The 26080-nt window shown below is 47.7% G+C and carries 23 protein-coding genes; 18 read left to right on the top strand and 5 right to left on the bottom strand.

Annotated elements, in window-relative coordinates; translation table 11 throughout:
- Window positions 1-5 precede the first annotated feature (5 nt).
- From AC1XUF_RS27850 to AC1XUF_RS27810, 9 genes are all read left to right on the top strand, one after another.
- Window positions 6-1094, top strand: a complete 1089-nt coding sequence (locus tag AC1XUF_RS27850) for an aldo/keto reductase (RefSeq protein ID WP_483345146.1) — start codon at window positions 6-8, stop codon at window positions 1092-1094.
- 18 nt (window positions 1095-1112) lie between these two features.
- Window positions 1113-1964 (top strand): helix-turn-helix domain-containing protein, encoded by an 852-nt coding sequence (locus tag AC1XUF_RS27845; protein ID WP_483345145.1) that lies wholly within the window; start codon window positions 1113-1115, stop codon window positions 1962-1964.
- Window positions 1965-2032: 68 nt separating this feature from the next.
- Window positions 2033-2893 carry an SDR family oxidoreductase gene (locus AC1XUF_RS27840; protein ID WP_483345144.1) on the top strand — a complete coding sequence of 287 codons (861 nt, stop codon included), beginning with the start codon at window positions 2033-2035 and terminating at the stop codon, window positions 2891-2893.
- A 17-nt stretch (window positions 2894-2910) separates the two neighbouring features.
- A complete protein-coding gene (locus AC1XUF_RS27835; protein WP_483345143.1) occupies window positions 2911-3816 on the top strand; it encodes a helix-turn-helix domain-containing protein in 906 nt (301 codons plus the stop codon).
- A 42-nt stretch (window positions 3817-3858) separates the two neighbouring features.
- Window positions 3859-4428 (top strand): Crp/Fnr family transcriptional regulator, encoded by a 570-nt coding sequence (locus tag AC1XUF_RS27830; protein WP_483345142.1) that lies wholly within the window; start codon window positions 3859-3861, stop codon window positions 4426-4428.
- A gap of 105 nt (window positions 4429-4533) precedes the next feature.
- Complete coding sequence (locus AC1XUF_RS27825; RefSeq protein ID WP_483345141.1) at window positions 4534-5214, top strand: type 1 glutamine amidotransferase domain-containing protein; 681 nt, start codon at window positions 4534-4536, stop codon at window positions 5212-5214.
- A 103-nt stretch (window positions 5215-5317) separates the two neighbouring features.
- The gene (locus AC1XUF_RS27820) at window positions 5318-5620 is read left to right on the top strand and encodes a putative quinol monooxygenase (protein ID WP_483345140.1); all 303 of its coding nucleotides are present in this window, start codon (window positions 5318-5320) and stop codon (window positions 5618-5620) included.
- 171 nt (window positions 5621-5791) lie between these two features.
- Window positions 5792-8479 (top strand): phosphoenolpyruvate synthase, encoded by a 2688-nt coding sequence (ppsA, locus tag AC1XUF_RS27815; protein WP_483345139.1) that lies wholly within the window; start codon window positions 5792-5794, stop codon window positions 8477-8479.
- 85 nt (window positions 8480-8564) lie between these two features.
- The gene (locus tag AC1XUF_RS27810; protein WP_483345138.1) at window positions 8565-10970 is read left to right on the top strand and encodes a TonB-dependent receptor; all 2406 of its coding nucleotides are present in this window, start codon (window positions 8565-8567) and stop codon (window positions 10968-10970) included.
- Between the two features lie 8 nt (window positions 10971-10978).
- On the opposite strand, the gene AC1XUF_RS27805 is transcribed toward AC1XUF_RS27810, so the two are convergent.
- On the bottom strand, window positions 10979-11950 hold the full coding sequence (locus AC1XUF_RS27805) for a zinc-binding alcohol dehydrogenase family protein (protein WP_483345137.1): 972 nt from the start codon (window positions 11948-11950) through the stop codon (window positions 10979-10981).
- 116 nt (window positions 11951-12066) lie between these two features.
- Complete coding sequence (locus tag AC1XUF_RS27800) at window positions 12067-12660, bottom strand: Crp/Fnr family transcriptional regulator (protein ID WP_483345136.1); 594 nt, start codon at window positions 12658-12660, stop codon at window positions 12067-12069.
- Window positions 12661-12779: 119 nt separating this feature from the next.
- Here AC1XUF_RS27800 and AC1XUF_RS27795 point away from each other — a divergent pair, with 119 nt between their 5' ends.
- The 5 genes from AC1XUF_RS27795 to AC1XUF_RS27775 all read left to right on the top strand — a co-directional run bounded on the left by AC1XUF_RS27795 (window position 12780) and on the right by AC1XUF_RS27775 (window position 19134).
- Window positions 12780-13304, top strand: a complete 525-nt coding sequence (locus tag AC1XUF_RS27795; RefSeq protein ID WP_483345135.1) for a hypothetical protein — start codon at window positions 12780-12782, stop codon at window positions 13302-13304.
- 340 nt (window positions 13305-13644) lie between these two features.
- Window positions 13645-14565, top strand: coding sequence for a cation diffusion facilitator family transporter (locus AC1XUF_RS27790; RefSeq protein WP_483345134.1), 921 nt, complete (start codon window positions 13645-13647; stop codon window positions 14563-14565).
- Between the two features lie 50 nt (window positions 14566-14615).
- Window positions 14616-15968 (top strand): hypothetical protein, encoded by a 1353-nt coding sequence (locus tag AC1XUF_RS27785; protein ID WP_483345133.1) that lies wholly within the window; start codon window positions 14616-14618, stop codon window positions 15966-15968.
- Window positions 15969-16111: 143 nt separating this feature from the next.
- Complete coding sequence (locus AC1XUF_RS27780; protein ID WP_483345132.1) at window positions 16112-16447, top strand: PadR family transcriptional regulator; 336 nt, start codon at window positions 16112-16114, stop codon at window positions 16445-16447.
- Window positions 16447-19134 (top strand): ABC transporter permease, encoded by a 2688-nt coding sequence (locus AC1XUF_RS27775; protein ID WP_483345131.1) that lies wholly within the window; start codon window positions 16447-16449, stop codon window positions 19132-19134. The genes AC1XUF_RS27780 and AC1XUF_RS27775 overlap by 1 nt, the downstream gene beginning before the upstream one ends.
- Before the next feature lie 17 nt (window positions 19135-19151).
- Here the strand turns inward: AC1XUF_RS27775 and AC1XUF_RS27770 are convergent, their stop codons facing one another.
- Window positions 19152-19772: a hypothetical protein gene (locus tag AC1XUF_RS27770; RefSeq protein WP_483345130.1), complete on the bottom strand. Its 621-nt coding sequence runs from the start codon at window positions 19770-19772 to the stop codon at window positions 19152-19154.
- 204 nt (window positions 19773-19976) lie between these two features.
- Here AC1XUF_RS27770 and AC1XUF_RS27765 point away from each other — a divergent pair, with 204 nt between their 5' ends.
- Window positions 19977-20369 carry a DoxX family protein gene (locus tag AC1XUF_RS27765; protein ID WP_483345129.1) on the top strand — a complete coding sequence of 131 codons (393 nt, stop codon included), beginning with the start codon at window positions 19977-19979 and terminating at the stop codon, window positions 20367-20369.
- Window positions 20336-20851 carry an ABC transporter permease gene (locus AC1XUF_RS27760; RefSeq protein ID WP_483345320.1) on the top strand — a complete coding sequence of 172 codons (516 nt, stop codon included), beginning with the start codon at window positions 20336-20338 and terminating at the stop codon, window positions 20849-20851. Before AC1XUF_RS27765 ends, AC1XUF_RS27760 begins: the two co-directional genes overlap by 34 nt.
- A gap of 625 nt (window positions 20852-21476) precedes the next feature.
- Here the strand turns inward: AC1XUF_RS27760 and AC1XUF_RS27755 are convergent.
- Window positions 21477-22175, bottom strand: coding sequence for a hypothetical protein (locus AC1XUF_RS27755; RefSeq protein WP_483345128.1), 699 nt, complete (start codon window positions 22173-22175; stop codon window positions 21477-21479).
- A gap of 493 nt (window positions 22176-22668) precedes the next feature.
- On the opposite strand from AC1XUF_RS27755, the gene AC1XUF_RS27750 reads away from it, so the two are divergent.
- Complete coding sequence (locus AC1XUF_RS27750) at window positions 22669-23415, top strand: hypothetical protein (protein ID WP_483345127.1); 747 nt, start codon at window positions 22669-22671, stop codon at window positions 23413-23415.
- Between the two features lie 385 nt (window positions 23416-23800).
- Here AC1XUF_RS27750 and AC1XUF_RS27745 read toward each other — a convergent pair whose 3' ends face one another.
- Entirely contained in the window at window positions 23801-25057 is a 1257-nt protein-coding gene (locus AC1XUF_RS27745; protein ID WP_483345126.1) for an alpha/beta hydrolase-fold protein, read from the bottom strand.
- Window positions 25058-25332: 275 nt separating this feature from the next.
- On the opposite strand from AC1XUF_RS27745, the gene AC1XUF_RS27740 reads away from it, so the two are divergent.
- Entirely contained in the window at window positions 25333-25881 is a 549-nt protein-coding gene (locus tag AC1XUF_RS27740; protein WP_483345125.1) for a hypothetical protein, read from the top strand.
- Window positions 25882-26080 lie beyond the last annotated feature (199 nt).

Raw genomic sequence — 26080 nt, 5'->3', positions numbered from 1 at the left:
AAATCATGTCATTACAATCATACAGAGTACTCGGAAAATCAGGTTTGCGGGTTAGCCCGCTTTGCCTCGGGACGATGACTTTCGGCGAAGACTGGGGCTGGGGTGCGAGCGCCGACGAGTCCCAAAAAATGATCAGCACCTACGTGGAGCAAGGGGGTAATTTTATAGATACTGCCAACATCTACACCAATAATCATTCGGAGAAAATCATCGGCGATGTGCTGGGGAAAAGTTCGTCGCTGCGGACACAGCTGGTTGTTGCGACCAAGTTTGCCAACAATGGGTTCCCGGGTAACCCGAACACCGGAGGAACTGGCAACAAGTCGCTGATCACCAATTTGGAACATTCCCTGAGGCGTTTGCAGACCGATTACATCGACCTGTACTGGATACATTCCTGGGACTTTCTCACACCGATGGAGGAAACGATGCGTTCGCTCGACAATGCGGTAAAAAGCGGGAAGATCAGGTACATCGGTATCAGCGACGCACCTGCCTGGAAAATTGCCCAGGCGCAAACGGCCGCCTTGCTGAAGGACTGGACACCTTTCATTGGCCTGCAGATTGAATACTCATTGCTGCAAAGGACCGTTGAAGATGAGCTGGTGCCGATGGCAATGGAACTCGGCTTGGGTATTACACCCTGGTCGCCGCTGAAAGGGGGGCTGCTATCGGGTAAATACAACCGCGCAAACAATGGAAAAGTGGGTGGCAGGTTGCAAACCAGGAACGGCGACGTGACGCTGACGGAAAAACAGCTCGCGATCATCGATGAACTGGAACGCATTGCGGCGGTACACGGCACTGCACCGGCCGCCGTTGCATTATCATGGGTTAACAACAAACCCGGCGTTGCTTCAACCATTATCGGCGTCAGGACTGTGGAGCAGCTGGCAGATAACATTGCTGCTACAGATGTACATTTATCTGCCGAAGAAATTGCATCTTTGGATAGGCTGTCGGTACCGCCGCCGACGTTTCTGTCAGAATATAAGGAGCTGATCAGGATGATGCAGCATGGCGGCATCGAAATCAACGGGGTGAAACCCGCACCTGCCCCAATCCTGGCGGACATTCAGCCCGGCAAATATTAATATCCTTAAATTTGCGCCATGATAACGCATACCACACAATCGGTTTCAAAGGCAGATATTTTCCTGACTTGCACGGAAGAGAAATATTACAACGATGACCTGATTGTGCAGAAGAACACTTTGATCAGGATGATATCCGGTGAGATGAAAATCATCTTGCCGGATATCACCTATGTGGTCGGAGCCGGTGATACCATCTTTTTCCCACGGCTTGAACTCGCCAAAGTCATCAAAACGCCGAAGGACGGGCGGCCTTACAAGTCGGTGGCTATTTGCTTCACGCCGGAATCGACGCAGCTGTATTTTGTGAAGCATCATGCGAAGCCCGTCCAAACTGGAACGAAAGTGGGCATCAAGCCGGTCGGAAAGCACCCTTTGCTCGAAAGCTTGTTCAGCTCACTGATACCCTATTTCGACCTGACGAGTGAATTGCCTGCCCATATCGCCGAAGGGAAAGTAGCTGAAGCGATCTCTATCATACAAATCATCGATAACGATCTTTTCTGCGCCATAAGCAACTTCGAAGAGCCTGGAAAGATCAATCTCGCTGAGTTTATGGAAAAGAACTTCATGTTCAACATGCCGCTCGACCAGTTTGGCTATCTGACCGGCAGGAGCCTCACCACCTTCAAAAGGGATTTTAAAAAAGCCTTTTATACCACACCCCAAAAATGGCTCACCCAAAAACGATTGGAACTGGCCCATTACCAGCTTGCCGAAAAAAAGCGCAAGCCGGTTGACGTGTACCTGGAAGCAGGCTTCGAAAACCTGTCGCACTTTTCGTATGCATTTAAGAAACATTACGGATATGCGCCCACGGGCGTGGGAAAGGGAGAATTCATGAACCCAACCCAGTTTCGGCTACAATAAACCCAAATACGGCTACGTCCTGTTTCCGTATCGTACTGACCTTTGTGAAAACAAAAAACGATACGGTTATGATTTTAATAACAGGGGCTACCGGCCGGTTGGGAGGCGCGGTTATTCAGCAGCTGCTCAAAAAAATGGCACCCGGACAGATTGCAGCACTCGTCCGGGACGAAGGCAAAGCCACTCACCTGACCGAAATAGGGGTGGAAGTGCGCATGGGTGACTACGATGACACGGATTCTCTATACCATGCTATGCAAGGGGTGGAAAAAGTATTGCTTGTTTCAGGAGGGGGCGCCGAACATGGTCTCCGGCAACACCAGAATGTGGTTGATGCGGCTAAGCAGGCCAATGTTCGTTGCATTGCTTATACTGGCAGAGCTTTGAAAGATCCCGGCAAGCTCACAAACCAGCTGATGGTGCGTCATTTTCAGACAGAGGATTACATCAGAGCGAGTGGACTCAGATATGTCCTTTTTCGCAATAGTCTTTATATGGATGTACTTCCTATGTATCTCGGGGCGAACGTGCTGGAAAGTGGCATTATACTGCCTGCGGGCGCCGGAAGGGTTTCCTTTGCACTTCGAACTGAAATGGGGCAGGCCATTGCAAATGTACTCGCCGACACGGATTGCGATAACCGCATCTATCATTTTACAGGCAGCCAGTCTTATTCTTTTGAGGATGTAGCCGCCGGACTGAGCCAGTTATCAGGGAAAACGGTTACTTATAGTCCCCTGGACCCGTCTTCATTCGAAACCAAAATGAAGCAGCAGGGAACATCTGAGTGGATCACAGGGCTGCTTCTTGCGTTCATGACAGATATCAAAAACGGGCAGGAAGAAATCGTCAGTCCGGACCTGGAAATCATTTTAGGCAGAAAACCAGCGTCATTAGAACAGGGATTGAAATCGCTTTTCCAATTTTAAGACTTAAATTTTCGGCCATGTCACCCACTCGTCTGCAAACGATCGCCGAATACCACGAATTGGTCGGAGCGCCTAAGCCGCAGCATCCGCTGATTAGCGTGCTCCGCTTTGATTCCATGAGCAAAAAGACAACCGGCAAATGTCAGAGCCTGATACTGAACTATTATTCCGTCGCATTGAAACGGAATTTCGAGGGGAAGTTGAAGTACGGCCAGCAGCGGTACGATTTCGATGAGGGGATTATGGTGTTTATGGCGCCGGGACAACTCTTGTCGGTCGAGCCTCACGAACATCCAAGGCATTCGGGATTTTTGCTATTGATTCATCCCGACCTGCTCTGGAATACAACGCTGGCCAAAACAATCCAGCATTATCATTTCTTTTCGTATTCAGTTAACGAAGCATTGTTTTTGTCGGAGCCAGAGGAAAAAACGGTTATCAATCTCATGCTGAACATGGAGCAGGAATATCAATCCCGTATCGACAAATTCAGTCAGAGGATCATTGTTTCCCAGCTCGAAACACTGCTTACCCTTGCAGACCGGTTCTATCAGCGTCAATTCATTACCCGTCAAATCACCACGCATCAGGTTTTAAGTCAATTGGAGCAGTTACTGGTCGATTATTTCAACAGCGATGAACTGGTCGCCAAGGGATTGCCAACAGTGGCTTATTTAGCTGGTCGGCTCAATTTGTCTCCGGCTTATTTAAGTGAACTACTTAAATCCGTGACAGGGCAGACAACCCAGCAGCATATCCACAACAAGCTTATCACTAAGGCGAAAGAACGATTATCAACCACCAGTTTGTCGGTTAGTGAAATCGCTTATGCGCTGGGTTTTGAGCATCCCCAGTCTTTCAGCAAATTATTCAAGACCAAAACAAGTCTTTCCCCGATGGAATTCAGGCAGTCGTTTAATTGAAAATTGTTGTTAATTGGAGTTGTAATCAGGTTTCGATTTTTTATGGAAAAACTGCGAGAGCACATTGAGGCAATCACTCCCGTCAGCGATGAAGATTTTGACTACATTAAAACCTTTTTTACTTTAAAAAGGGTAAAAAAACATCAGTACCTGGTTCAGGAAGACGATCACGTCCATTTTGAATATTTGATCCTCAAAGGAATTTTCAGGGTGTTCTATCTGGACCACGATGGAAAGGAACACATTGTCCAGTTTGCAGAAGCAGGCTGGTGGATGTCGGACTACCAGGCCTATTTCTATCAGAAACAGGCGAGACTGAATATCACCTGCATGGAGGACGGCGAAGTGCTGTGCATGACATTGGAGGGCAGAGAAAAGCTGGCCGCCGACCTGCATAAGATGGAACATTTTTTCAGGGTCAAACTGACCAGAGGTTATGTGGCTTTGCAGCGCAGGATCATTTCGCTGCTGGCGAGCACACCCCAGGAGCGTTACGAGGAATTCTGCCAGCTTTATCCGGATATGATACAAAAGATCCCAAAGAAATACATTGCGGAATATCTCGGTTTGAGCCGGGAAACATTAAGCAGACTTTACTCGAACACCAAATGAAAAAATGAACAAGTGTGATCTGCCTCACACTTTTTTTGTGATCTGCCTCCTTCCCGCCGGATGCAGGGTGCTTTAATTTTGAATCAAATTAAAACATCAGAAATCATGAAAAAGAGAATCTTAATCATCGTATCCAATGCCAATTCCATTGGTCCAAACCACAGAAGAACAGGGACTTTCCTTCCCGAAGTAGCGCACCCTTATGCCGAATTCGACAAAGCAGGTTATCAGATAGACTTTGCCAGTTTAACAGGGGATACCCCTTATCTGGATGCCCTCAACCTGGCAGACGATCCTCAGAACCTCGCATTCCTGGTGGGGAAAGGATGGGCAACGATGCAGAAGGCAGGTAAACTTTCAGAGGCTGATGTGAGCAGTTACGACGCGATTTTTGTACCCGGAGGCCTGGCGCCCATGGTCGATATGCCGGAAGACGCACTGCTCAAAAAAGTGATTGCCGAAACCTACGAACGCGACGCTGTTGTAGGGGCGGTTTGTCACGGGCCGGTATCGTTATTGAATGTAAAACTAAGCGACGGATCTTATCTGGTGAATGGCAGAAATATCGCCTCCTTTACAAACCAGGAAGAGGAGAACTATGCTAAAACGGACGTGCCTTTTTTTCTGCAAACCGCACTTACCAACCAAGGGGCAATATTTCACGCAGCAGCGCCCTGGTCTGCCAACAGCATTGCGGACGGGAACATCGTAACCGGCCAGAATCCTGCATCGGCGAAAGGAGTAGCCGAAAAAATGATTGCTATTTTGGAAGCCGCCCATGCGTAACGATGGCCATATTGCGCCTTTCATTTCGGGAAGGCGCAATACCATTGGTGATTGCCGTAGTTGCAAAGAAAATCAGTAGATCATAATTCAAAAATTGAACAACATGGACCAGACAATTTATTTATTTGCCAAATGGCAGGTTAAAGAAGGCCATTTGGATGCGGTATTGGACTTGCTTGCTGGCGTATCCAGGAAAAGCAGAGAGGAAACTGGAAACTTATTGTACAAAATCCATCAGGGCAGCACGGATAAAAACACGCTGATGCTGTACGAGGCATATAAGGATGAGGCGGCGCTGGCCGAGCACCGGAATTCGGCGCATTTTCAGGAAATAGTGATCGGAGAAATCGTTCCGCTCCTGGTGAACCGGGAAGTTTTGGTAGCCAGCCACTTGCCTTTGGGGTGACAATTGGGTTACAGGGAAAGCGGCTTTTATAACCGTCTCGAAGACCGTTAGTTGTATGGATAACGTTCCCTCTTTTTGCGGTATTGCGCAGAAAAAACTATAGTTGAAAAGGCATTTTTTGATCTGCCGCAACTCCTATTTTTGGCTTTCTACATTTTAAAAGCCATCCAAATGAACACATACGTGCTTGGTTTTGAGGAGATCGATAGGTCTAAGCTAATGCTTGTCGGTGGCAAAGGGGCCCATTTGGGAGAACTCTACGGTATCAGTGACATACGGGTGCCGGAGGGTTTTTGCATTACCACCGGAGCATATCAAAAAGCAATCCAAAACAGCGGGGAGTTCAAACCCTTACTGGATGACCTGGCCATACTGACGGCAAAAGACCGTTCGGCAATCGGCGATATCAGTGCACAAATCAGGGCAGCCATTGAACGTATCCCTATTCCTGCCGACATCACCGAAGAGGTTGCCGCTTACCTCACCAAGTTTGGCGTACAAGATGCATTTGCTGTCCGGTCCAGTGCTACTGCCGAAGACCTGCCCACAGCATCCTTTGCGGGCCAGCAGGATACCTATTTGAACATAATTGGGAAAGACGCGGTAATGAAGCATATCAGCAAATGCTGGGCTTCCCTTTTTACGGACCGGGCAGTGACCTACCGCATACAGAATGGCTTCGACCATCGTAACGTCCGGCTAGCTGTGGTTGTTCAGAAGATGGTTTTCCCACAGGCAGCGGGGATTTTGTTTACCGCCGATCCTGTCACAGGTAACAGGAAAGTAACATCCATCGATGCCAGTTTCGGACTGGGCGAAGCATTGGTTTCCGGACTCGTCAATGCGGACCATTATAAAGTTCGTGAAGGGCAAATTGTCGAAAAGAAAATCTCGGCCAAGAAACGGGCTGTCTGCGCTTTAAAAGAGGGCGGAACTGAAGAACGAGAGATCGGGCCTGACCGGCAGAACAGACAGGCGCTGACCGATGCGCAGATTTTGGAATTGGCGCAAAAAGGCAGAAAGATCGAAGCACATTTCAAATCCCCCGGCGCCGCTCGGGGTATTCCCCAGGATATTGAGTGGTGTTTGGTCGATGACACATTTCATATCGTTCAGAGCCGGCCGATCACGACCTTATTCCCCGTCCCCGAAGCCGACGACGCTGCGTCACGGGTGTATGTTTCCGTGGGCCATCAGCAAATGATGACCGACGCCATGAAGCCCTTGGGATTGTCTTTTTGGCTGATAACGACCCGCGCACCTATGCGGGCTGCCGGCGGAAGGTTATTTATAGATATTACTGCAATGCTCGCTTCCCCCGAAAGCAGGGAAACTGTCCTGAACGTAACCCTGGGAAAATCAGATCCCCTTATAAAAGACGCACTCTCTACCCTCATAGAGCGGGGAGATATTATAAAACCCCTACAGGATAATCAGACGGGCCCGGCTTCAGGTGAAAGCTATAGGGATGTTTCGCAACAGAAATATCAGACATCGAACGCGTACGATTCGCCGGGCGACCCGGAACAAATCGTTTCCGGGTTGATCAAAGCCAGTCAGATGTCGGTTGAAGCGTTAAAGCAAAACATCCAGATGAAATCAGGGCCCGAGCTGTTCGATTTTATCCTGGAAGACATCGGGGAATTAAAGAAATTTTTATGGGACCCGCAGAGTTTTGGTGTGATCCTGGCCGGTATCAACGCCTCATTATGGATTAACGAAAAAATGGAGGAATGGTTAGGAGAAAAAAATGCAGCGGACACGCTTTCGCAGTCCGTGCCGAACAATATTACTTCGGAAATGGGATTGGCGCTGCTGGATGTTGCAGATGTGATCCGCCCTTATCCGGAAGTTATTGCCTATCTCGAACAGGAAGGGGCGCAGAGGAAGAAAGGTGAAGGCGCAATGGAGAAAGGAAGCTTTTTGGATGAATTGGTCCGGTTTCATGGAGGGCACGAATCCCGCGATGCGATCAATGCTTTTCTTGGGAAATACGGAATGCGATGTGCCGGTGAAATCGATATAACCAGGACGCGCTGGAGCGAAAGACCGGCGACGCTGATCCCGGCCATTCTGGGTAACATCAAAAATTGTGAACCAAATGCAGGTAAACTGAAATTTGAGCAGGGGAAGCAGGAAGCCTCGCAGAAAGAACAGGAGTTACTGGACCGGCTCAGGCAACTGCCGGATGGGGAGCAGAAAGCCCGCGAGACCAAAAGAATGATCGATCTGATCCGGAATTTTGCGGGCTACCGCGAATACCCGAAATACGGCTGGGTTAGTCACTATTTCGTTTACAAGCAGGCGTTGCTGAAAGAGGCAGAAAAACTCGTGGAAGCCAGGGTTATTGATGATAAGGACGCAATCTATTACCTCACTTTTGAAGAGCTTCGCGAAGCCGTACGCATCCAAAAGGCAGATCAAGGGATGATCGATCGAAGAAAAGAGGAATACAAACACCATGAGAAATTAACGCCGCCACGCGTCATGACTTCTGATGGCGAGATCATCACAGGATCGTATAAAAAAGAGAACCTGCCCGAAAATGCCATGGCAGGTCTGGCTGTTTCGACTGGCGTGGCAGAGGGGCGCGCGCGGGTTATTTTGGGGATGGAAGAGGCGGACCTGGAAGACGGCGATATATTGGTCACTGCATTCACCGACCCCAGCTGGACACCCTTGTTTGTTTCCGTCAAAGGCCTGGTCACCGAAGTGGGCGGACTCATGACCCATGGAGCAGTCATCGCCCGTGAATATGGGTTGCCGGCGGTGGTAGGAGTGGAAAACGCTACCAAACTCATCAGGGACGGGCAGAGGATCCGGGTAAATGGAACGGAAGGGTTTGTGGAAATACTTTAAATGTTCCTGGTGCAACATCATCATGGCTCAGTCGTCTTTGCGTTGCGGTCGGTTTTCGCGCCGCATTGAACAGAAGCCATGATATATGAAAAAAACACTCCCCACCCTGGTGGCATTGGTGGCAAGCATCGGTCTTGCACTGGCCCAACAAGTCAAAGTAAAAGGTACGCTCGTCGATTCGGCGAGCACCAAGCAAGTGGAATTTGCCACCGTAGCGCTGCTTCAAAGCGGGAAAATTCTCCAAGGTGCCACCACCGACGAAAAGGGTGTATTCGAATTCGATAAGGTAAGCCCGGGGCACTACACTGTTCAGGCTTCGCTGATTGGATATAAGACCAGGAATACCGAGAAGTTTGAAGTAAAATCCAAAGACATTGACCTGGGAAGCATTGTTATTGCGGCCGCCGTTCAGACACTCGGCGAAGTAACGGTTTCCGGGGAGAAAGCATTGTTTGAAGAACGTTCGGACCGGATGGTTTACAATGCGGAAAAAGATATCAGCATCCGTGGAGGCGACGCTACGGACGTGCTGAAGAAAATACCTTCCGTGGCTGTGGATATAGAAGGCAATGTGCAATTGAGGGGAAGCGGCAATATTAAGGTACTGATCAACGGCAAACCTTCCAGCGTTGTCGCCCGGAGCATATCCGACGCCTTGAAGCAAATCCCGGCGGATATCATCAAGCAGGTTGAAGTAATTACCTCTCCTTCTGCCAAATACGATGCAGAAGGAACTGCGGGTATTATTAATATCATCACCAAAAAGAATACCCTCAAAGGTACCAACGGCTCCGTAAGCCCTAACTTCGGGCAATGGAACAACTGGCCCAATGCGACCATCAACCACCGCAATAAGGGGCTCAGCCTCACAGCCAACGGTGGTTTCAGCAACTGGCGCAACAAGCGCGTCATGAACCAGGTGCGTGCTTTCACCGATGCGGATACCCTGAGCCTGCAGGACCAGCGGCAATGGGTGAAGGGCAGCGGGCAGAATTTCTACGGCTCCTTCAATGCCGATTGGGACGTGGATTCGCTCAACCGCATGGGTGCCGGGGTCAACTATTACAACGGGCGCAATACCAACGGGTTTGACATTTCATTCGAAGAAACCCGTCAGGACATTGTAACTGAATATTTCCGCCGGAACATGAGCAGGACCTACGACTGGTCGGGTGCTACTTTTAATCTGGACTACACCCGACTCTTCAAAAAGCCGAAAAAGGAGCTGAACCTGCTGATGATGTATTCCTTTGAAGGAGAGGACAGCGATTATTGGGCCAATGTCCAAAATCGGGAAGAGCAGATTTATTATCGGGAAAAGAGCTATAACATCAACAACAACAAAGAAGCCACCTTCCAGCTCGACTTTACCAATCCGCTGGACAGCATCAGCACGCTTGAAATGGGGGCGAAATCTATTTTTCGCCAGATTTTAAGCGACTACCGCATCGCCAGCGCACCCGACGGGTCAGCGGAATTTGTCGATATGCCCGACATTGCCAATGTTTTCGATTACAATCAACAGGTTGCGGCCGCTTATGTGGTTTATAGCCGGACACCCAAGAAAAAGTGGGGTATCAATGCCGGTGCGCGGTATGAGCACACCTTTATCAAAGCCAATTTCCTGAACGGGACAAGGCCATTTTCGAACGACTATGGTAATTTCATTCCAAGTGTGAGCCTGTCTCGGAGCCTGCCGAAAAATCAACAGATCCGCCTGAGCTACTCGCAACGCATACAGCGTCCCCAGTTTTTCTACCTGAACCCGTATGTGAACCAGTCGGATTCTAAAAACCAGTATGGCGGCAATCCCTATCTCAGCCCGGAGTTAACCCATTCTGCCGAAGCCAATTACAGTATCTCCATTGGTCAAACCAGTATGAATGCCTCCTTTTTTCTCAGAAAAACCAAAAATGCCATCGAAAGCATCAGCTCGGTAGACAGCAGCGGGGTTTTGACGCAGATTTACAAGAATGTGGCCGAGAATGCGGCTTACGGGGTTAACCTGAGCGCGAATACCAAGATCTTCAAGCAATGGACCGTCAACGGTTCCCTCAACATGTTCTATAACGTGCTTGAAAGCGCCGAGCTTAAAACAAGGAATGCGGATTGGATGTACCGGATCAACCTCAATTCGACAGTCGATTTGGGCAAAGGCTACAAGGCACAATTATTCGGGTTTTACAACTCACCACGGGTTAACATACAAGGAAGATATGGCGGCTTTGGTTTTTACAACATTGTATTTCAAAAGGAAGTGTTGAAGAAAAAGGGCTCGATCGGTGTTGGTTACGATAATCCGTTCAACCGGACAATCAGCTGGCGTAATGATTTCGTCGGGGCCAATTTCGTACAGGTACAGGACGTAGCGATGTACCGGAGAGGCTGGCGGATTAATCTGAAATACGAATTTGGTAAAATGAATGGGGCGCCACGTCAGAAAAAGCGGATCAGCAACGATGATAAGAAGTCGGGCGACGGCAACAATTAAATGAAGTGCTAAGATGTTACTACAACAATCTTGCCTGCTCCCATACTGCTTTCCATGTACCGGTGCGCTTCTACGATCTGGTCCAGACTGAATACCCGGCTCACCGAAAGCCGTATATTCCCGTTTTCAACATCGCTGATGAAGGATTGAAATGCCTGTGTCGGGCTCGTTACCTGGCCGCTGTCGTAAGTGGTAAGTTTGACGGTGGCAGGGATAAATTCCATCGGAGCAAAGTCGGGTATTGTCCATTTTTCGGACAACATTCCGCTCATACAGCCTGTTCCGCCGGGTTTTAAGCAGCTAAGTGAGTCATGAAGCGTAGGTGCGCCGATCAGTTCAAGGACTTTATCGACCCCATCCGGGAACAGGGCCCTTACTTTCTTCACCAAGTGACCATCGTCGGTCAAGGCATGCGTCGCACCGTTATCGCACAGCGCCTGCATTTTTTGCGGATTACGCGTGGTCGCCAGCACAGTCAGGCCTGCATGGTGTGCGAGCTGTGCGGCCAGCATGCCCACCGAAGAAGTCCCGCCGCGGATGAAGAGTGTTTCGCCTTTCCGGATGCCCAGCGCCAGGTGAAGAGAGCCGTGCGCGGTTTGGAACATTTCCGGAACAGCGCCCAGAATTTCCCAGGACAATGCGCTTTCAAACGGATGTAACAACTTTTGAGGCAAGACAGTGTATTCGGCATAGCTGCCATCAAAATCCCTACCCATCCCGCCCATGAGCGCTGCGACCTTTTGCCCTTTCTGGTACTGTCCCGAAGGATCGAATTCCACCTCACCGACGCATTCGATGCCCAATACCCTGGGAAATGTGACGCTTGGTGAAAGCCCTTTGCGAGTCATCAGCTCCGAGCGGTTCAGGCCAAATGCCTTGACTTTTACAAGTACCTGACCCTGATCCGGCACCGGCACCGGCCTGTATCCCAGGATCAGCTCTTCCGCTGAGCCGGGACTGTAAATAACAGCTGCTTTCATTTGTGATAATTGGAATGGGTTGACTTCAATTTGTGACTGATTAATGTCGCAGCAAAGTTGGCGAACAACCTGCTGATGCACCCATAACCTACCTTAAGAAATGGCCTTAACCTGGTTTAAGCGTTGAAATCCCTGGAGGTAATTTCCTTTCTGATTTTGCTCAGAAACTCGGGCGTGATACCCAGATAGGAAGCGATTTGGGTGTTAGGCAGTCTGGAAGCGAGGGTAGGGTACTGTTGCAGGAAAGCAAGGTACCTGTCCTGTGCGCTGGAACTGAAATTCTGTAAAACCCGATTCTGCAGTTCCACATACTTGTCTTCAATGATCACTCTGAAAATCCGGTCCAGCTTGGGGATGCTCTGATATAAAAGGTAAAGGGCCGGTTTTTCTATTTGTACCACCGTACCAGGTTCGATTGCTTCAATAAAGAGTTGGCTGGGCCTTCCGGAATGAAAACTGCCGATGTCAGCGATCCAGTCATTTTCAGCGGCAAATTGAATATTATGCTCAGTCCCTTTCTTGTCTACAGCATACATTTTGAAACACCCCTTCACAACAAATGAATAATGTCTGCAGGGAAACCCCTCTTGTAAAATGAATTGCCGTCTCTTGATCTGACGCTCGGTCGCCTTGTTATGAAGCAGCTTTTTCTCTTCTTCGTCTAAGGGAAGATAACTTTCAAAATGGTCCAGAAGCGATTGCGAAATCAAGGATGATGCGTTTAGCCAGGTTTGTAAAGTAAAGATATGACACAATCCAGAAAGCAAATCAATAGCCGCCCTGGCATAGTTTGTTTAATCCTTATTTCTCAATTTTAAATGAATGCGATATGCTCGATGAATTGTTTGATCTGATACGACAAAACGGACAACAGTCCGTTGTTGAAAACGAAGCTGTGCCCAATGAGCACAATGAGGCTGTGATACAGGAGGCCCATCGTTCGATCGTGAACGGGCTAAGTGATCTGAGGGAGCCAGCGCAGGTGAACAGCCTTTTTGAGTCGGTGCAGCAGGGGCAGGCACAAAATAACCCTGCTGTACAGCAGATCTCGAACAATTTCATGGGCAATATCATGCAAAAGTTCGGCATCAATGCGGGTACGGCAGCGTCTATTGCGTCGTCCCTGATCCCCATTGTCCTGAGTAAGATCGCCAGCAAAGGCAGTCAGGGAGGACAGGGCGGATTCGACCTGGGCGGACTATTGGGTTCGCTGACCGGTGGCGGTGGTGCGCCTGGCAATACATCCTCAGGTGGGCTGGGAGGCAATATCGGCAGCATGGGCGCCAGGTTGGGCCTTGACAAGGACGGCGATGGCGATGTAGACCTGAATGATCTTTCCAAAATGTTTAAATAGATCAGATCCCCGCGTTCCGGCGCGGGGATCTGAACATTACTGCGGCGGCGTGAGAACTCCGCAGGAGCAGGGGATACGTGGGTTGCCAAAAAACAAAATGGGCCCTTTTGTTTCAAAGTTCTTGTCGGCGTAATGAAAGCTGTAAGTCCCGGAAGTCAGGCTGACCTTAGCCATTAAAGCCTTTCAGCTTGATTTTGGTATTGTAATCGGATGTTTGTTCGCGGGGATTCATTTTGCAGGTTTAAGAAAATCAAAGTTTGCCTTTGTGTTTTAGCACCCAGGTAGCCGAGTTGGTTGGAACGCTTGTTTTATCTAGTTTAGCGATACAAGACATCCCCCAATGCCCAGAAATAACAAATCCATATACAGTGCCCTCGCGGCCAACGTCCTTATCGCAGTCACGAAGTTTATAGCAGGCGCTTATTCGAACAGTTCTTCCATGATCTCGGAGGGGATTCATTCGATGGTGGATACCGTCAACCAGGTCTTGCTACTTTACGGCCTGCGCCGGAGTCAAAAACCAGCGGATGCGGCCCGGCCATTTGGTTATGGGAAGGAGTTGTATTTCTGGTCTTTTATCGTGTCGATCCTGATATTCGGATTGGGCGGGGGGATTTCCATTTACCAGGGTATCCATCATATCATGGAACCGGAGGCACTCGGCGACCCTACCTGGAATTATGCGGTAATAGGTATTTCCATCCTATTGGAAGGAAGTTCGCTGTTTATCGCGATCAGGGAGTTTAACGAGGTGCGTAATGGCGTGGGCTGGTGGGAGGCCATTATCAAAAGTAAAGATCCGTCCAGTTTTCTGGTTCTTTTTGAAGACGGTGCAGCGGTGCTGGGGTTGTTGATCGTGCTCGTTTTGATGATCGCAGGTCACCATTATCAACTGCCTTACCTGGATGGCGTTGCTTCGGTAATGATCGGTCTGTTACTCGTGATGGTTTCCGCTATCCTCGCCAGGGAGAGCCGGAGCCTGCTGATGGGCGAAGGTATCGCACCGGAAACGCAGGCCAGGATCAAGGCGCTGGCAGAAAGCGACCCGGCGGTCGTGAAAGTCCTGGGTGTGCTCTCCACCTATCAATCGCCGCAGGAAGTCCTGCTGATGCTGCTGACTGAATTTAAAGAAGACCTCGACACGGCCGCCATCACCGATGCCATTGTGCGTGTCCGGACCAGCATTAAAACAGATTATCCCCTGATCCGGTACGTGATCATCCAGCCGCAAATCGGTGAGAAGCTGTCTGAACGTCCGTGAAAATGAATGCTTTTTGGATGATTTTTTTAACTTACAGAAAAATGTAACCCATGAAGCACATTCTCTACCTGGTTGTTTGTCTGTCCTGCCTTTGCTGGCAATGTAAAGAAAAGAAAGACGAGGTGCCGCAGCCCGCTGGGCAGAAGGAAATAAATATTCTTGATTTTTCCATACCTGGCGTTGATCCGAAAAATATCGTAGTAGGGAAAGATCTCATCGTCGTCAATCTTCCGGAGAATTACGGGTCAGGAGATCATATTAAGCCCGAGATCACATTCGAAAATGGCTATTCTTCGGGCTCCACGCTCCTCAATGGATTTAATTTTAACGGAAAGGATATCAGGCTGGATGTAGAAAGCATAACCGGGACAATACGGTCCTATAACATCATCGTAATCCCGCACAAAGCCATTCTGCTGGCGGAGCCTGCCAAAAATATGCAGCTTACCATCGCTCCGGAAGCTACCATTACCATTTTGTATGAGCTCATGGGTACACGGGCAACGGTCAGTGACAGCGGGAAGCTGGTATATGAGCCACTGGTCCGTTTCACCGACAAGGCAACCGGCCAGATTGCGCAGGAACTCTATGCCGATCAGAGCTATGCGACCTCGGGGAAAGAGCTGATCATCACATTGCCCGTTACTACAATGCCGGGCGATTACAGGGCGGAGGTCGTTTGGGGTACTAAAACGGAATTACTTTCCTCCCAGATCAGCATCGAAGCAGGCCCGACCCTATTCAGGAGAGGATCATGGACCATGCTCGAAAAGGATCGCTATTTCGAGGTGAAAGGTTTCAATTTAAGTTCCGAAGACAAATACGAGGCCATTGTTCAAAATGACTTCATAGCTCCTCAGCAGTTTCCCCTCAAATATGAAAAACCGGGAACATTATCCGGCAATTTGCCCGAGCCTTTTGGTTTGGGAAATTACAAGATCACATATCTCCATAATGGCAAAGTGATGGAACCTTACCTGGAAAGACAATGGCTGGACCGATATTCGGGCGACGACAATATCTATATCCGGAAATATACTGAGCAACCCATCGCAAGAATCGTATCGCAGCCATCGCGGCTCAGTTCCTTCGATACAAATATGGGCTACCGGTTGCCTTACTATCCGTCAGCGAAAGAAATCAGCCGTGAAGAACCTGTACTCGTTTATACCCAGACGTGGGGGCCAACTGCTAACAAAAATGAGTTGATACTGGTCAACCATACTACCCGGGCGGAATATACTTTGCCTTTTTCGGGAGACATTTACCCGATTTTTGACGGCTTCCTCGCATTCACATCGTATCAAATCACGGACGACGTACCCAGCGGAAAATATGAGGTTTATATCGTCCATGGAACAGATAAAACAGAAAGGTATAGCGAGATCATCACATTGAAATAACTGCCGGCAACGGACAGCAACTGTCCAGAAATGAACATCTTTTGTAATCAAATCAGGTCGTAACTCTTTAATTAATAGCATATTGTGTATGCGTATCCCTGCTGGCAAAGTATTTGATCAGCAAATATGAAACTAATAAAATCATGAACAGGGCTTATCTCGGGGAGTTTGAAGAAATTGTGCTTCTGACGGTCGCTGCGCTCGAAGGTGGTGCGTACGGGTTGCTACTCGTACACGAAATTGCGGAGCAAACCGGTCGCACGGTCAGGATCAACCAGGTCCATTCCGCATTGCAGCGGTTGGAAGAAAAGGGGATGATCAAATCGGTTATGGGCGAGCCGACGGCAGAACGTGGCGGGCGCCGGAAGCGGCTATACTCGGCTACTGCTTACGGTCAGAACACCTTGCAGCAAGTGAAGGAAGTGAGAGAAAATCTTTGGTCACGTCTTGTTAAACCTTTTAAACTCGCTGTTGACTGATGAAAACTCCCGTTCCACCTATCCGGGCCGACAAGCTTCTTTCCTGGATTTGCGCCCCGCATCTGATCGAAGGCATCCTGGGCGATCTCCATGAAGATTTTCATTTGCAGGTCAGCAGCATGGGTTTGCAAAGAGCCCGGCTCCATTATTGGAGAGAAGCATTTGGTTTTATAAAACCCAGGTATATCAAACGGCAAAAATCGCCCAATTTATCCACTTCTTCCTTCAATCGCGGCATGATCCATAACTATCTTACCATTGCCTGGCGAACACTGGCGCACAACAAGGCCTATTCCTTTATCAATGTCATTGGGTTAAGCATTGGCCTGGCAGCTGCTATGCTGATATTGCTGTACACCAAAGACGAGGTCAGCTTCGACCAGTTTCATGCCAACAATCCGAACATCTACCGCATCGCCAATAAATACATTTCTCCCGAGGGAAAACAGGAGGGTGTTTCGGGGGCCACGGGCTACCTGCAGGGACCAAAATTTGCAGCGGGTGTGCCGGAAATCCGGGCCTTCGTACGCTATCAGGTACACCAGAATGATATCAAAAGAGGCAATGAGATTACAAGCGAGGAGGTTTTTCGCGCTGATTCCTCTTTCTTTTCGGTATTCTCCTTTCCATTGCTGAGTGGTAACCCGAAAACCGCATTGGCCCATCCCCAATCCGTGGTCATTTCGGAGGGAATGGCGGAGAAGCATTTCGGGAAAACGGATGTGCTCGGCAAGACGATTGTGATGAAGGACAGCTATGATAAGAATGCCCGCTTTGAACCTTATACCGTTACAGGTGTGGCGCAAAAATTACCTCAGAATTCCTCCATCAAATTCGATATACTCGTACCAATGGTGACCGATCATGGTGAAATGGAACGCAGCGAGAATTGGTTCAACACATTCCTGAACACGTTTGTATTGCTTGATCCCGGAGCGTCCACTCCGGGAGCGTCCACTCCGGGAGAGTCCACTCCGGGAGCGTCCATAGCTCTTGTGGAAAAGAAGATGAACATCGTTTACAATGCGGATGCTAAAGAAGCTATCAAGGCAGTCGCTGAAAGATTTGGCATGAGAAACAAGAAGGTATACACCCTGCAACCCTTTACGGATATGCACCTGAGTGCCGATCTGCCTGCCGAAAATGGACTGACGGGCCATAGCAATCCGCAATTATCCTATATTCTGACGGGAATCGCGCTTTTTATACTTCTCATAGCCTGTATCAATTTCGTGAACCTGACGGTGGCCCGATCTATCAAACGTGCGAAAGAAATCGGCGTTCGCAAAGTAGTGGGAGGCGGCCGTATGCAGCTGATCGCTCAATTCCTCGGCGAGTCTTTTCTGCTTTGTATGGCTGCGTTCATTTTTGCGCTGATATTGGTGCAACTGACATTGCCGACGTTCAATTACCTTTCCAATAAGGCTTTGGCAATTTCTTATCTTTTTGATATAAAACTAATGATGGGTTATCTGGCACTCTTTTTCGCCACAGGCTTGCTGGCGGGCTTTTATCCGGCATTGGTGCTGTCTGGTTATAATCCGGTTAAAACGTTGTACAACCGCATGCAGCTTTCGGGTAAAAACTATCTGCAAACTTCCCTGGTCGTGCTTCAGTTTACGATTGCTTCTTTTCTGATTATCGGCACGCTTACCATCAACTCGCAATTCAATTATTTGATCAATAAGGATTTAGGATATCATGATGAGCAACTGGTCCTGGTAGACAAATCCAACCTGACAAGGGCAGAAGCGCACCTGCTGAGGCAGGAGCTTGAAAAAGATCCGAATGTGATCGCCGTGGCACCCAAAAATGGCGGCCGGTGGAATACTGCGGCGAAGGTGAACGGGAATACTGATATCGACTTTACTTACGAAACCGTGGACCCCGAGTTTCTGCGGGTAATCCAGGTGCCTGTTGTGAAGGGTCGTAATTTCTCCGAGGCTTTTCCAGCCGATTCTACCCGTTCGGTGCTTGTGAATGAGACGTTTGTGAAACAAGCCGGGTGGAAAGACCCGATCGGGCAGATCGTTGATTTTTCGTTCGATAAGGCCAAGTATTCGGTGGTGGGGGTGGTTAAAGATTACCATTACACCGATTTGAATGAGAAAATCGGCCCGCAAGTTTTCACCATGAAACCCGGGAATCCCTATGGAAGGTTTTTTGTGAAGATCAAACCTGGTACCGAAGCCACCAGCCTGAGGCATATTGGCGAAACGTATACCCGGCTGTTCCCGCTCAACCCATATACCTATAAATTTATGGACGACGAAAACCTGAAACGTTACGAATCGGAAGCGAAATGGAAGCAGATCATGCTTTTCGGTACGCTGCTGACCATTTTCATTTCCTGCATTGGTTTGTTCGGGCTGGCTACACTTTCTGCGGAGCGCCGTACGAAAGAGATCGGTGTGCGCAAAGTGCTGGGTGCTTCTGTCACCAGCATTGCCCGGCTGCTTACTTCTGATTTTTTGAAACTGGTCTGCATTTCATTTGTCTTTGCTTTTCCGCTGGCTTACTACGCCGTCGATCAATGGCTGCAAAAGTATCCTTACCGAATTCCTGTCAATGCATTTACATTCCTGGAAGCTGCCCTGATGGCCGTTGCCGTGGCTTTTCTGACGGTAAGCTTCCAAGCAATCCGGGCTGCGCTGATGAACCCTGTTAAAAGTTTGCGGAGTGAATAAACAGCCATACCCTTATTTTATCGCAGCAGCACATCCGTGATTTTGATCCGAAACAGCCCGTCTGTAAACCGGGCTGTTTCGGGCATCCCGTTTTTCAGACGGGGATAAAGGTTCAGGTCCTCATCAAACGAAATGGCAAACCGGCCCTCTACCACACCCGATGCTTTGTCAAATCGGGTCACCTTGATCCAGCCGGGCTTTTTTCCGCGGTAGAGGTAGCGTTTTCCCAGTCCGCCTGAGTTGCCTATGTAGGAGAGTGTGGCGACCTCGTTTTTCAGCTTGGTCCGTTTGTCCAGTGTACCCATGTTGAAGCGCCCCTTTTTCAGCGGAATGTTGTAAATCACCAGCGCCTGGGTCCTGGTGCATTCGGGGTCGAGGCAACCATTTTCGGTGTTTGGATTGGGGCCGCCGCCCATACCCGGATAATCAATGTCGGTAAAGACGACCAGGTTGAACTGCCGGACATCTTCTGACTGTTGCCCGGCAGATTTGAGCCGCAGTACCTTGCCGGTGCCATACCAGACAGTATCGTTCAAATTGCTCGTCACATTGAATCTGCTATTGGCAGGTAAGGAAGGCTGCCTGGCGCAACCCACACAGGCCAGTAACACAATCCCGCAAAAATGTATCGCTTTCATAACTATTGTTTTTAAGAGTAAAAGCAATAGTTATGAAAAACTAATTATTTAGTTGAAGAAAAAAAACTCTTTTTTACCAAATCAGGGATGATCAATTGAGTTATGTTCTGTTGCATTTCCGCACCCAATAGGTTATGCCGGGGGGGGGGTGTAGAAGGGGCCAACGGGAACAATATTTGTAATCCAGTCGGAAACTGAAAATCCATGAAAGAACAAGATATCAAAACAACAGCAAGGGTCCTTTTAGGGGCAGGCTTGATCTACGCGGGAATCAGCCACCTGACTTTTGCCAGAAGGGAATTTCAGGCACAGGTACCCGACTTTGTTCCTTTGAAAAAGGACGAGACCGTTGTTTATTCCGGCATTGTTGAAATTGCAATGGGCAGTGCGTTGGTTGCTGCACCCAAAAAGCACCGCGAAACCGTTGGACAGATAGCGGCCGCCTTCTTTTCCGCTGTGTTTCCGGGAAACATTTCTCAGCTGGTCAACCATAGAGACGCCTTTGGGCTTGACACCGACGGCAAGCGGTTTTTACGATTGTTTTTTCAGCCGGTCCTTGTTTGGTGGGCGTTAAAAAGTACAAGCAAGAGCAGTTAGTAGCAACTAACACGGCATCTTTTTGTTTCCCAGATTTTCTGTTTCCCAGCCAATTTTTCGGGATATCAGCAGCCTGTCGATATGAGAAAGACCAGCGTACTGCTGATATCATTTCCTATTTTACTGTCATTGCCATTGTGATTGCCTGTTTGGGGCTGTTCGGCCTTTCAACTTTCTCAGCGGGGCAACGGACAAGGGAAATTGGTGTACGAAAGGTGCTGGGTGCCTCGGTTGCAGAAATTGCGGGAATGCTTTCGAAAGAGTTTCTGGTCTTGATTTTACTAGCTATTTTAATTGCTTCACCGCTTGCCTGGTTTGGCATGCACCGCTGGCTTCAGGGTTTTGCATATAAGATCGAAATTAAATGGTGGGTCTTCGCTTTATCCGGAATACTGACAATCGTGGTGTCCATCTTAACAGTGTCATGGCAAAGTATTAAAGCAGCTTTGACGGATCCGGTAATAAGTTTGAGAAGTAATTAGAAATTCGCGAAAGTGCCAGGATCATTTTATTTTTTTGAGGCAATGAGCTCTATCTTACCTGTCTGGAACAAAATAAAATTTAAACGTGCCCTAGGAATTGGTGAAGGCAATTCCTAGGGCACGTTTCGATAATTCAACCAAAATAGAGGGAGGCCAGGCATATCATGTTGTCTTCGCAAACGGGCTAACCCGATTCGACATCGAATTCAAAAAAGCCGCCAAACCAGAACCAAGCAGGAGGGGGCGCCGGTTGCTAAACGATGGGTGGGGGAAAGGACCATAGCCTGGTTGAGTTTTGTGGCAAAAAAAGAGGTTGAAATATTTGAGGATATTTCAACCAAAATCACCAGTTGGCTAGGCAGTCACCAGCGTTTATCAAAGCCTTTCTGATTGTCATCGTCCGAGGCATTACTGGCCCGGTACTGTGGGGTCGAATTTGAATTAGTCTGGCCGTCTGGAACATGTACTTGAAATTTTCGATTTGCTACCCATCCAGCCATTATTGCTGAAAATACGCTGCCCTGATTATAGAATTTAAGATAAGATTTCTTAGCCATACAAAAACCGGACTGCTCATAATGGGCAATCCGGTTTCAATAATGCTACAATGGGTGATTCTGGTTAATTAGTCAAGCTGCTTAATTGCATTTGCTCCAATGGAAATATGTGCATATCCGAAGCTATCAACGTCGCCAATGTTGAACGACAATTTTGCCTTATCAGAGTGAGCGGTAAACTTAATTGCATGGTTGACCCATTTTGCTGGATTGCTGCTCAGATCGATTGAGAAATACTTCGTTGGAGCATTTTCATGGTATATGGTTAAGTCGACGGACTTGGCGTAATTCGAATTCCAGGTTCGGGTGGTGGATACCAGTACAACAAGTACGTATGTTTTATCTGGTGTGAGGTTGGTAATTGTAGCTTTTAAGAGGGAACGTTTTAAACTATTTTTGGACACCTTCATTGAAGTCGTGAGAAATGAGGCTGTTTGGCCCCTTCCTGTTATCGAATTTATCCATGGCAGGTTATTATCTCCCCACAATCCACTAGGAGTTGAAGTGCCTGTCGGCACCGTTGCCCCATCATTAATCCACCCTTGAGCTAAGCAGCCATAGCAAGCAGGACCCGCTGTCTGTGGGATACTAGGTATCAAGTCGTTGGTTTTTGCGTTCTTGTCCGCTTCATTCAAATTTGACGTTTTGACGTCGGCCTGCGGTTGCGGAGCTTGCACATCGTTCTTTGAACAACTGCTTAGGAATATTAAAGAGCCAAAAAAAACGGCACTCATCCCCAACCTGGAAATCTTTGATAAACTCGTCATTTTTTAAATGTTTATTGTGAAACAATATTACCGGTGCGAAAATGACTTGCATTCTCCTTACTTTGGGCGAGCATTTCTTTTTCGGCATGCCAGGGTTAACCAACGGTTTAGCATGGGTCAGAGGCTCGAAATAGCATCAGCCTTCCTTCTGGACTTTTGTAGAATAGGTCGTCGATGGTATTTATTTTGTCCTGCCAAACCAATCAGACAAAAATGGAAAAGCGACTGAGCTCTTGACGCTGTGGAGGATGACGCCGAGGTTTTGAAAGATTTTTATGAGCAGAAACTAGGATGGAAACCGGTGGCGCAGAATAAATGATCTGTTACCTTTATTTATAACCTCTACCTGTTTCGGTTGAAATTGACTCTTCGTTACTTTTGATGATGAAACGGGATTAGAAATTACACAATTATTTATCAACATAGCCAACTTGCTTTTGAACTCTACTACCATTCTGTTCAATAGCTAAGAATGTGTTTCGAATTTTAGAAATTGAGTATCGTACTACGATTCGATGTGATGTTCTCCGCGTATCCTGTCAATAACAAAGATCCTTTTATGTTTTACTTCAATCAAAAGCGATACAATTACTGGCCGATTTATGAGGCAATCAAGAAGTATTATCCGCTAGGGATAAAGAAAGAGGAAGGCGGGCTTTTTTATCACTATCCCGGTCTTAAAGAACTTGAAGCATTGATTATTGATCATATCCATGATGAATCCCAATTTAAGAACCGGTGGGTATCGTTTCAAGAGAAATTGCATTCGATTACTCAAAAACCTGTAATTGGAACATCTTATGGGCAAGCTCCCTCATTTAGTGCCTATTTGGAACTTGAAGCTACATCAATCAAAAACTACACCATTTTCCGCGACCTATATTTTGCCGTTAGCTTGGTTGGGCCGTTTTACACAGTGATTGGACGGGACAGGTGCGTGGTTGCCTTAACGCAGGAGAGGTTTGCTGTCGGCACAAATTATCTTACGGTGTCACCAGAGGAAGAATACAAGGAAGCATTCGAATTGGTTTGTTCTGAGATTGAGCACAATTTCAAATCCTATCGCTTCGTGCCATTTGATCTTAACATCCAGGAGCTCGACGGCCTTGATGTTCGGTATTCGGGTGAGGAGGGGAATAAAGTGTTTCATGCGCTCTTTAACCAGCAGATTGACCTTGGAGCCCAAGTGTTAGGTAATACTTTTTACAAATCTTCAGACTGGCTGAAGGAAGGCCAATGAAGTGTATATGTAGTCCTCGGAATAGATGGTGCTCATAAGAACATGACCATGGCGCGATCGCATCCAATATTATGAAAGTACATGACTCCGCCAGTAGACAGGCCAGAAAGAGCTTCAAAAGCTTGAAATAGGCCTTTTAGGTGCAATATGCCGTTGTGTGAGAGTCGCTGTCCGAAATTTTTTAAAAAGGTCTGATGATCGCTCCCGGAAATTGGAAAGCTTCCTGCATTGATCAGTTGTGTAACGCCCACCCCCGAACGTGATACAGTCATTCTCTTCTTGGTCTCTATTGTATGCTCATTTGCGCATTTTCAAGTTTTTGATGAGTTTGTCCTACTTAAAATAATCCACAGGTAATCTCAGGCAGAGCAAACACCAATCGGAACTAATGAACAACCATTTGCTCGGCTTTCTCTAGCTTGATTTTTGTTTCTGGAGTTTGTTTGATAGAAAGTGACTTTCTATAGCTGGCAACGGCCCGTGACTTGTCGCCTTTTGCCTTATACAAGTCACCCAGAAAGGCATAGGCCAAAAAACTTTCAGGGTAATTTTTCAGGTTCATGGCAAACAGCGCTTCGGCTCTGTCAAATTGTTTTTTTTCATTAAACAGATAATACGCCAGATTATTAACCAGCTCTTCTGGTGGCAGAAGAGCTTTTCCGTTGGCATCCGTCATACCATACTCCGAAGTAAGGTTTTCAAAGTGTGTCCTCAGAAAGGAGGTAAAGTCGAATTTAGGATCTGAATAATAACGGTCTTTCAGTACCAATGGATAATCCTTGAACAGGAAATGCAGCGCATCGTAAGTAGCAATCAGGGGAACCGAACTGTGGGTATCCTGGTCGTAATACCTAAAGCTTGCCTGCAAACCATTCGGATGCCCGGTGGTAAGGTAGTTAGCTAGTTTGAGGATCGAACGGGGATGTAGCGTGCCACTCGTCGTATCTTTCTGAACACTTAATGTGTCCATCTCGCCCGGCTGTGTATGCGCCATCGCCAAGAACACTGATATCCCTGCGTACGACGAGGTTTTTAAGGTTCCCTGCACCTCCCGCAATAACCGTTGATTGTCCCACCACATGCTCGGATCGATGGCGACATATCCCTTGAAAAGGTCTTTATGATGCAGCAGGGCATCGATCACCATCAAGCCTCCCAGTGAATGGCCGATCAAAATTCTGTATTGGGTTGTGGGGTAAGCGGAATCGATATGCGGGATTAATTCGTTTTCGATAAAGGCTATAAAGGTTTCACCGCCACCCGAAATGCTGGCGGTGGGATTATCGATCCATAGGCCACCCGTTACTTGCGTTGGGGTAAGGTCCCTCTTTCGATTGGTGTTCACGATACCAACCAGGACGGCTTCCGGCCAAAAATTGTTGCCATTGACCGAACTTAAAAAGCTGATTGTGGATGCCGTACTGGCAAAATTCCATTCCGCATCGAGTAAATAAACGACGGGATATTTTTTTTTCGGATCGCTCTTAGCTGATTCAGGCACATGAATCCAGATGGTCCTTTTCTCATTTAGCTTTTTGGAATCGATCGTGTCGATCTTACCAATGGCCACAGCATGGTCAGACTGGGCTTCAACCGAGTTTAGGAAAAGGGATAAAACGACCGATAACAATGTTTGTCGCATGTTTGAAATTTTTAGAATAAAGAAGGGCTTGGTTTCGAAATGTTTGAGGTTTACATTTTTTTAATTTCAAAATGCGTAAACCAGCGTTGAGCCAAAAGGTTACAAGAGGGTATCCAAATTTTTGGATTTAAAACATCCCCACTCGCCCTCTTTTCCTCAGAAAACGGGACAGCATGTACCCGAAGGGCTGTAGTATCACATGTTGTGAATCAAAAGGCAGTTTGTATATTTATGTGTTCTATTTATCTAGTACACCATTACACTTGTTCGCAAACATGCAGAATTCAGTTTCCAGGTTGAAGCAAAACCTGTTGTTGCAACTTTTTACGATTGGCCTGCGCTATCTGCTCGGGTCTTCTTTTGTATATGCAAGTATTTTTAAAATTCTAGGGGTCAGATTTATGCCTCAGCCAGATCAAAACGTACCGATCGGCACGCTGCCGCACTTTTTTGAAGCGATGTATCAGGCAGGCATTTACTGGCATTTCATTGGCTGGGGCCAATTGTTTGCAGGTTTTCTGCTCATGTCGCAGACTTTCAGCACTTTGGGAGCAGTGGCGTTTTTCCCGGTTATGCTTAATATTTTTGTCATCACCACTTCATTCGAATCCCCCAACATTCTGTTCATCACGTCTTTAATGCTGCTTTCCAATGTGTATCTGCTTTTATGGGACTGGAATAAGTTGAAATTCATCTTTTTACCCGAGCCGCAGCGCTATCTGGACGATAACCCTGCGTTTTCAGAATGGAGAGGTTGGACGTATGTAGGTCTGATGTTGTTTTTCGCTGTTGTTTCCCTGCGCTTATTTCAGATGAACCATTAAGAGATCTTGATTAAAAGGGTTTCGCTATCTGGATGCCAGTAATGGCAATTTACCTGGGCCGGTCTAGAAACCCAAGTTTGATTAAGCTTTTCTCTGAAAGTTAGAAGTATACAGTCTATTTGAAGAATTTGCCCAAATAAAGTTGTACAATCCCCAGATTAGGCTAACTATGGTTATAACAGCATATAGAACTAGCCAA

This window comes from Dyadobacter sp. HNCC25DJ185 (assembly GCF_056895195.1).
This window is presented reverse-complemented; position numbering and strand designations above follow the sequence as displayed.

What these genes read in the sequence shown, in the direction of transcription:
- AC1XUF_RS27820 (WP_483345140.1), top strand. Translation starts at nt 5,318, where the DNA reads ATGGACCAGACAATTTATTTATTTGCCAAATGGCAGGTTAAAGAAGGC.
- AC1XUF_RS27785 (WP_483345133.1), top strand. Translation starts at nt 14,616, where the DNA reads ATGAAGCACATTCTCTACCTGGTTGTTTGTCTGTCCTGCCTTTGCTGG.
- AC1XUF_RS27805 (WP_483345137.1), bottom strand. Translation starts at nt 11,950, where the DNA reads ATGAAAGCAGCTGTTATTTACAGTCCCGGCTCAGCGGAAGAGCTGATC.
- AC1XUF_RS27835 (WP_483345143.1), top strand. Translation starts at nt 2,911, where the DNA reads ATGTCACCCACTCGTCTGCAAACGATCGCCGAATACCACGAATTGGTC.
- AC1XUF_RS27830 (WP_483345142.1), top strand. Translation starts at nt 3,859, where the DNA reads ATGGAAAAACTGCGAGAGCACATTGAGGCAATCACTCCCGTCAGCGAT.
- AC1XUF_RS27795 (WP_483345135.1), top strand. Translation starts at nt 12,780, where the DNA reads ATGCTCGATGAATTGTTTGATCTGATACGACAAAACGGACAACAGTCC.
- AC1XUF_RS27845 (WP_483345145.1), top strand. Translation starts at nt 1,113, where the DNA reads ATGATAACGCATACCACACAATCGGTTTCAAAGGCAGATATTTTCCTG.
- AC1XUF_RS27850 (WP_483345146.1), top strand. Translation starts at nt 6, where the DNA reads ATGTCATTACAATCATACAGAGTACTCGGAAAATCAGGTTTGCGGGTT.
- ppsA (WP_483345139.1), top strand. Translation starts at nt 5,792, where the DNA reads ATGAACACATACGTGCTTGGTTTTGAGGAGATCGATAGGTCTAAGCTA.
- AC1XUF_RS27775 (WP_483345131.1), top strand. Translation starts at nt 16,447, where the DNA reads ATGAAAACTCCCGTTCCACCTATCCGGGCCGACAAGCTTCTTTCCTGG.
- AC1XUF_RS27840 (WP_483345144.1), top strand. Translation starts at nt 2,033, where the DNA reads ATGATTTTAATAACAGGGGCTACCGGCCGGTTGGGAGGCGCGGTTATT.
- AC1XUF_RS27825 (WP_483345141.1), top strand. Translation starts at nt 4,534, where the DNA reads ATGAAAAAGAGAATCTTAATCATCGTATCCAATGCCAATTCCATTGGT.
- AC1XUF_RS27740 (WP_483345125.1), top strand. Translation starts at nt 25,333, where the DNA reads ATGCAGAATTCAGTTTCCAGGTTGAAGCAAAACCTGTTGTTGCAACTT.
- AC1XUF_RS27765 (WP_483345129.1), top strand. Translation starts at nt 19,977, where the DNA reads ATGAAAGAACAAGATATCAAAACAACAGCAAGGGTCCTTTTAGGGGCA.
- AC1XUF_RS27755 (WP_483345128.1), bottom strand. Translation starts at nt 22,175, where the DNA reads ATGACGAGTTTATCAAAGATTTCCAGGTTGGGGATGAGTGCCGTTTTT.
- AC1XUF_RS27770 (WP_483345130.1), bottom strand. Translation starts at nt 19,772, where the DNA reads ATGAAAGCGATACATTTTTGCGGGATTGTGTTACTGGCCTGTGTGGGT.
- AC1XUF_RS27745 (WP_483345126.1), bottom strand. Translation starts at nt 25,057, where the DNA reads ATGCGACAAACATTGTTATCGGTCGTTTTATCCCTTTTCCTAAACTCG.
- AC1XUF_RS27790 (WP_483345134.1), top strand. Translation starts at nt 13,645, where the DNA reads ATGCCCAGAAATAACAAATCCATATACAGTGCCCTCGCGGCCAACGTC.
- AC1XUF_RS27780 (WP_483345132.1), top strand. Translation starts at nt 16,112, where the DNA reads ATGAACAGGGCTTATCTCGGGGAGTTTGAAGAAATTGTGCTTCTGACG.
- AC1XUF_RS27810 (WP_483345138.1), top strand. Translation starts at nt 8,565, where the DNA reads ATGAAAAAAACACTCCCCACCCTGGTGGCATTGGTGGCAAGCATCGGT.